Here is a 6,387-nt window from a genome sequence, read left to right as displayed (position 1 = left end):
TAAAAGTTTTTTGAAGCCTAAGCTTCAGCTCAATGAATTCTGATTTTTGATTTCGCTTTATTGCTAAAGAAAATCGAATTGACTGTTATAGTCACTCACTTTCCATTAAGGAAAAAACACATTGAGACTCTAAATTTTTGTGCTTCACCACAAAGTGGCTTAGCTGTTAGAACTCAACCTGTACGAGTGCCCACACAGATGATTGCTTTAAATTGTTAAAGAACGTTTCGAACTTTCAAAGTTCGCCGCGATTCGTTTCGCGGTAGGGATGCGCATCTTACGCCATCCAGTTTTATTGTCAACACTTAATTTGTTTTTTCTTTCGAAGTTTCAAACTCAGTTTTACTCGACTCACCTGACTTATCTCACTTCGCTTAGTAGCGTCGTTTGCCGTGTCAGTGGGAGCGCATTATAGGGAGCGCAGAAAAATGATCAAGCACTTTTTTAAAGAAAAATACAAAAAACGGATCGTTCGCGCAAAATTCAAACAAAACCACCTAAAAGGACATGTTTTAGCTCAAATAACGCACAAAACCAATGTATCGAATACCCTAAAAATACAAAACCCAGCTGACGCTGGGTTTTGATTAATGCATTTTTATTTAGACTTAGGCTACGCCGTATTGATCTCGGTAGGCTTTTACCGCATCAAGATGCGCGGCTTTATCGCCTTGCTGCTCTAAATACACGATTAAGTCAGCCAACTTAATAATAGAAACCACTTTTGTATTGAAGTCGCGTTCTACTTCCTGAATTGCAGAAAGCTCAGCTTTACCTTTCTCTTGACGGTCTAAAGCAATGAGCACACCAGCAAGTTCAGCGCCTTGCGACGCGATAATTTCCATTGATTCACGGATCGCCGTGCCCGCAGTGATCACATCGTCCACTAACATAATGCGGCCTTTAAGTTCAGAGCCTACTAATGAACCGCCCTCACCGTGGGTTTTCTTTTCTTTGCGGTTAAAGCAATAAGGCACATCTTTATTGTGGTGATCAGCCAAAGCAACAGCCGTTGTTGTTGCAATTGGGATACCTTTATAGGCTGGGCCAAAAAGTACGTCGAATGGAATACCCGCGTCTTCTAACGCTGCAGCATAAAAGCGGCCTAAACGCGCTAAATCGCGACCGGTATTAAATAATCCGGCATTAAAGAAGTAAGGGCTGGTGCGACCTGATTTCAGGGTGAACTCACCAAACTTTAAAACCTGCTTTTCTAAAGCAAATTCGATAAACTCTTTTTGATACGCTTTCATGGTAACTTTTCACTCAACTTTAATTTAGGCTAGTGCTTGTTTTTGCACATCAATGATTTCACGGATTGAATGCTTCGCAAGGTCAAGCATTTCGTGCAACTCTTCAAATGAGAACGGCTCACCTTCAGCAGTCCCCTGCACTTCAATCAACTTGCCGGTTTCAGTCATGATCACGTTCATATCTGTTTCAGCTTCTGAATCTTCTACATATTCCAGATCCGTGATCGCTTGGCCGTTATAAACCCCAACTGAGATGGCCGCAATCATATACTTAAGCGGGTTGGCATTGATCATACCTTTAGCGCGCATATGCGTTAGGGCATCAACCAAAGCCACACAAGCACCACTAATAGATGCGGTACGTGTACCGCCATCAGCCTGCAATACATCACAGTCGATGGTGATAGTGTTCTCACCTAGCGCTTTTAAGTCAACTGCAGCACGCAATGCACGCGCGATTAAACGCTGGATCTCCATGGTACGGCCACCTTGCTTACCTTTAGCCGCTTCACGATCGTTACGAGTGTGGGTAGAACGCGGTAACATGCCATATTCCGCCGTGATCCAACCTTTACCCTGACCTTTCATAAATCTCGGTACGCCAGCTTCAACCGACGCTGTACACAACACTTTGGTATTACCAAACTCAACCAGCACAGAGCCTTCGGCGTGCATGGTGTAGTTACGTGTAAAAGACACGGGTCTGATCTGATTAGCGGTTCTTTGACTTGGACGCATCCACGTTCCCCTCAATATTGAATTTGTTCCATTATAAAGGGTAGAACTTTAGAGTGCACGCCGAAATCTCATTGCTTCAAGGATGTGACTCGGTTTAGGCTATTGGGTATAATCCAGCCATAAACACGCTTACCAATTTAGGAACTTGTATGATCCATAGTATGACAGCCTACGCCCGCCGTGAAATCAAAGGTGAATGGGGCACTGGTGTGTGGGAGATCCGCTCTGTTAACCAACGCTACCTCGAAACCTTCATTCGCGCGCCGGAACAATTCCGCGGGTTAGAGCCAGTAATACGCGAACGCCTACGCTTGCAACTACAACGCGGCAAAGTCGAAGTGTTCCTAAAATTTACCGCTAACCCTGCTCATGTTGGTGAAATTACCATTAATGAAACATTGGCCACGCAACTGATCAATGGTGCTAAGTGGGTTCAAACACAAAGCGGTGGTGATATTAACCCAGTCGACATTCTCCGTTGGCCAGGTGTGATGGAAGCGGAAGAAGTTGACCTCGACACAGTAAACAGCGAATTACTACAAGGGTTTGACCTACTCATTGAAGATTTTAAAGCCGCGCGAGCCAGCGAAGGCGCGAACTTGCAAGAACTGATCGAAGCCCGTTTAGACGGCATTGTTGAACAAGTTGGTATTGTTGAAACCCACTTACCAGAAATCAATAAATGGCAACGTGAAAAGCTCACGCAGCGCTTAGAAGAGCTAAAAACGGAAATCGACGAAAATCGCCTTGAACAAGAGCTGATTTACCTTGCGCAAAAACAAGATGTCGCAGAAGAACTTGACCGCCTTCGCTCACACGTGAAAGAAACCAACAAAGTGCTGAAAAAAGGTGGCGCCTGCGGCCGCCGCTTAGATTTTATGATGCAAGAATTCAACCGTGAATCAAACACCCTTGCTTCTAAATCTATCAACACCGACATCACCAACGCCGCGGTGGAGTTAAAGGTCTTGATTGAGCAGATGAGAGAGCAGATCCAGAATATTGAATAGGATCCAGCATGGTTTTTTAAAGTTTATTTGTTAAAATAAAATCAATGACTTAACAAAGCCAATTATCCAGTAAGATCCAGGAAAATCCCCCAAAAGCCGACGCTAATTGGGGGGTAGAATGGGGGGTAAATTTGATATAAGCTTACATTTAGGGCTTATAGTGCAATTTACCCCCCATTTTTTTAGAGTGATCTTATGGCAAAGCTTACGGTTAAAGAGGTTGAGACTTTTATTAAATCTTCGCGTGAAGCTATTGAGCGAGGTGAGTCTAACAAGTTCAAAAAATCTGATGGTAATGGGCTGACGTTAATCGTTGCTAAAAACTGTGAGCCTTTCTGGATGCTCAGATACACACTGGGTTCAAAACGCTCTGAGATTTCACTGGGTAAATACGAACTGCTAAAACTAAAGGAAGCGAGAAGCAAGTCCTACGAACTACTAAAGCAAATAGATGCTGGCATAGACCCAATACAAGTAAGAAAACTCAATAAAGCTGCTCCATTAAATACAATTACCGATCTCTTCCTTGATTGGCAAAAAGGTAATGAGAAGCGTTTAAAGAATCCTCAAATTCCTCAACGAGTTTTTAAAAAAGACATCCTACCTTTAATTGGTAAGTACCAAGTCAAAACTGTAGGTCCATTAGATATTAAAAAAGTTATTGAAACTGTCGCAGATTCAAATCGACCCACTATCGCCAATGATGTATTACTTTACTTAAAACAATTATTTAATCACGGCATGAAGTTAGGTGTAGCGACGAGCAATCCAGCTATCCCTTTTTCCTTAAACGATGCTGGTGGCATGGAAAAGGGTCGAGATCGCGCTTTGTCGTTTGCTGAAGTTGAACAATTTTTTAGGATTATGCGGGAGCAGGATGAAGCTATTTCTAGAGAAAACTACTTAGCCTTTGCTTTGCTAGTTTGTTTGGGTGTGAGGAAGCTTGAGTTAATTCAAGCACAGTGGAAGGAGTTTGATTTAGAATCTGCAACTTGGTCATTACCTGCTGAACGCTCTAAAACAAGTAATGGCTACACTATTCCACTAGCCCCAACTATTGTCGAATGGCTAAAAGAACTGAAAATTCGTAGCTGCGGTTCCCCATATGTTTTTCCGAGCAGACGAAGAGCGAAAAATCCCTTTATGGGCACAGATACACTAAATCGAGCGTTATCAAAACTCTTTGGAATAGATCCTGGCAAAGAAAAACAACCGGACAATGTGATGGGTGATATTGCGCATTTTACAGTTCACGATCTACGCAGAACCTGTCGCAGTCTACTCGCAGAGCTCAAAGTACCGCCACATATCGCTGAGCGCTGTTTAAACCATAAATTGCGCGGTGTTGAAGGGATTTATGACAAGTATGATTATTTTGATGAGAGAAAAGATGCTTTGGAGCAGCTTGCTAGTCGATTAGTTGAATATATCAATGTACATCATTGATGTTTAGTTTCTATATTTTTACTGCGGACGCTCATAGTGTGGGTATTGATACCCTCTCATTTCACGATATTTGCCAATATCTGACCTTATAGTTTCGATGAATAGGGTTGTTAGTCATTAGACAGACTGTTTTTGGGCGAGATTAAATTCTTGCATTTTATATAACGTGTGTACAAGCATTAGCAATGTCAGCGATTCGCTAACTCATTCTGTTTTTTGCAGCTGCCAAACAAGATCTTCAACGACATTACCCTGTGATGACAATGTAACCATATAGTACCGGAGAAGTTCATCACAGGGTCTGCCTCGCCCCCATTCACCGACGACTATGCAAAACTTAGAGTTTGTAGGGAAAGCTGAGTTATGCTTACGAATTATGTTTTGCCAAATGGGGAGCCAACGCTCTCTTTCTGAGTCATGCCAGGCACAAGAAATAACTAACACCTTAAGAGGGGCATTTAGACAACACAGCTGTTCAATCTCTGAAGATGCTGTTGAATGCGCATTCTCCATCTCGATTAGAACAAGCGGTACTCCATTTTCGTCAGAAATAGTAACGTCACAACGGAACTGTTCATAAGTGACAACCTTGCGTTCAAACTCACCAACTTCCTTGAATAACTGCTCGTAAAACTTGGTTTTATTTGCAAGTCCAGTGCTCCATCCTATTGCAAAATCGCTCAGACTAATTGTTTCTAACTTGCTCTTTAGGCGATCTCTAAACCAAATATAAATATCATCTGAGGTATACATAGCTCTCTCCCTTGATAACAAAACCACTTTAATTAAAGAACAGTCGGTCTTTTTATCCACTTGTAGACAAGCTGGTGCGTAAATAACGGACACAACAATTTGAATATCCGATACTTGTTCAGCTCACTACCAATGAAACCCTAAGTTATTTAACAGAGTATCAAGACCTGACATTACTCTCTAAAACAGTCCTTTCCCAACATTGACACTTATTTCGAGGTTGGCGCTGGCGATTGTTTACGAAAAAAAGTTGGAATATCAAGTATATCATCCTTTTTTTGCTGTTTTTGGATGTCGCGTTGTTCAGTTGCTCCGCACTTCTCATCATCCTGCAAATACGAGTTAGGTTTTGCCCCAGTTGCTATTACCAAAATCTCGTAGTTACTTTGCAGTTTTTCAAGTTTAGATACACCACAGATGATCAAAGCGCTAGGGCTTACTTTTTGACAAACAGTGCTTGAAATAAGGTCGTAGCTCCCTAACGAGATCTCTTCCTTACAGTTTATTTGGATAATCGCCCCTGTACTTGTACTCATATCTACGCTACTAATAAGCGGGTTAGTTAACGTCTGCTCTAATGTACGCTGTAAATCACTTTCCTCATTACACTTGCCCACGCATAAGACCGCATCCCCCTTTGCGTCCATTACTCTGACAAAATCTTTTAAATCAATATTTATCAGTCCTTGATGACAGAGCATATCGATTAATGCCACGATTAATGAATGGAGAAGTTGATTACTATGCTTAAACGCATCAAATAGTCCAACATCACTGCCTAAAACCTCTATCAACTTATCGTTTGGTAGTGTTACTACAGCATTAGCGTACTGTTTAAATTCGTCTAGTCCTTCTTGCGCAATTTGACGTCTGAATTCGCCTTCGCTAGAAAAAGGTAATGTGGCAATCCCAATCACGGGTTTGTTGTGCTCTTGGGCTAATTTTGCGATATATGGGCTCGCGCCTGTGCCCGTTCCACCACCAAAGCCAGCCGCACAGAGTAATATATCGCACTTTTGAATTAACCCTATTAATTGTGCTTCGCTCTCTTGCGCAGCAAGCAAACCAACGGCGGGGTCAGCACCAGCACCATAACCGTGTGTAAGTTGCTCGCCAATTAACACCGACTCATCACTTTGAGTGTGGTTTAAAACAACTTTGTCAGTATTTATACAATAGAAATTGAC

Annotated in this window: 6 protein-coding genes; 2 read left to right on the top strand and 4 right to left on the bottom strand. The window is 42.2% G+C overall.

The window, feature by feature from the left end; genetic code table 11:
* Nucleotides 1-608 precede the first annotated feature (608 nt).
* Nucleotides 609-1,253, bottom strand: coding sequence for an orotate phosphoribosyltransferase (pyrE, locus tag ACFOEE_RS04000; protein ID WP_377121162.1), 645 nt, complete (start codon nucleotides 1,251-1,253; stop codon nucleotides 609-611).
* Nucleotides 1,254-1,277: 24 nt separating this feature from the next.
* Nucleotides 1,278-1,991: a ribonuclease PH gene (gene rph / locus ACFOEE_RS03995; RefSeq protein WP_377121160.1), complete on the bottom strand. Its 714-nt coding sequence runs from the start codon at nucleotides 1,989-1,991 to the stop codon at nucleotides 1,278-1,280.
* Nucleotides 1,992-2,140: 149 nt separating this feature from the next.
* Here rph and ACFOEE_RS03990 point away from each other — a divergent pair, with 149 nt between their 5' ends.
* Together ACFOEE_RS03990 and ACFOEE_RS03985 are read left to right on the top strand one after the other, a co-directional pair.
* The gene (locus ACFOEE_RS03990) at nucleotides 2,141-3,001 is read left to right on the top strand and encodes a YicC/YloC family endoribonuclease (protein ID WP_377121158.1); all 861 of its coding nucleotides are present in this window, start codon (nucleotides 2,141-2,143) and stop codon (nucleotides 2,999-3,001) included.
* 195 nt (nucleotides 3,002-3,196) lie between these two features.
* Nucleotides 3,197-4,447: a tyrosine-type recombinase/integrase gene (locus ACFOEE_RS03985; protein ID WP_377121156.1), complete on the top strand. Its 1,251-nt coding sequence runs from the start codon at nucleotides 3,197-3,199 to the stop codon at nucleotides 4,445-4,447.
* Between the two features lie 204 nt (nucleotides 4,448-4,651).
* Here the strand turns inward: ACFOEE_RS03985 and ACFOEE_RS03980 are convergent, their stop codons facing one another.
* Nucleotides 4,652-5,200 (bottom strand): hypothetical protein, encoded by a 549-nt coding sequence (locus ACFOEE_RS03980; RefSeq protein ID WP_377121154.1) that lies wholly within the window; start codon nucleotides 5,198-5,200, stop codon nucleotides 4,652-4,654.
* 209 nt (nucleotides 5,201-5,409) lie between these two features.
* Nucleotides 5,410-6,387, bottom strand: a 978-nt coding sequence (locus tag ACFOEE_RS03975; RefSeq protein WP_377121152.1) for a cell division protein FtsZ, incomplete at its 5' end; no start/stop codon positions are given.

The organism is Pseudoalteromonas fenneropenaei (genome assembly GCF_042643375.1).
Lineage (GTDB): Bacteria > Pseudomonadota > Gammaproteobacteria > Enterobacterales > Alteromonadaceae > Pseudoalteromonas > Pseudoalteromonas fenneropenaei.
This window is presented reverse-complemented; position numbering and strand designations above follow the sequence as displayed.

Bases quoted from the DNA above. Each gene is read 5' to 3' on its own strand.
- pyrE (WP_377121162.1), bottom strand. From the start codon at position 1,253: ATGAAAGCGTATCAAAAAGAGTTTATCGAATTTGCTTTAGAAAAGCAG.
- rph (WP_377121160.1), bottom strand. From the start codon at position 1,991: ATGCGTCCAAGTCAAAGAACCGCTAATCAGATCAGACCCGTGTCTTTT.
- ACFOEE_RS03990 (WP_377121158.1), top strand. From the start codon at position 2,141: ATGATCCATAGTATGACAGCCTACGCCCGCCGTGAAATCAAAGGTGAA.
- ACFOEE_RS03985 (WP_377121156.1), top strand. From the start codon at position 3,197: ATGGCAAAGCTTACGGTTAAAGAGGTTGAGACTTTTATTAAATCTTCG.
- ACFOEE_RS03980 (WP_377121154.1), bottom strand. From the start codon at position 5,200: ATGTATACCTCAGATGATATTTATATTTGGTTTAGAGATCGCCTAAAG.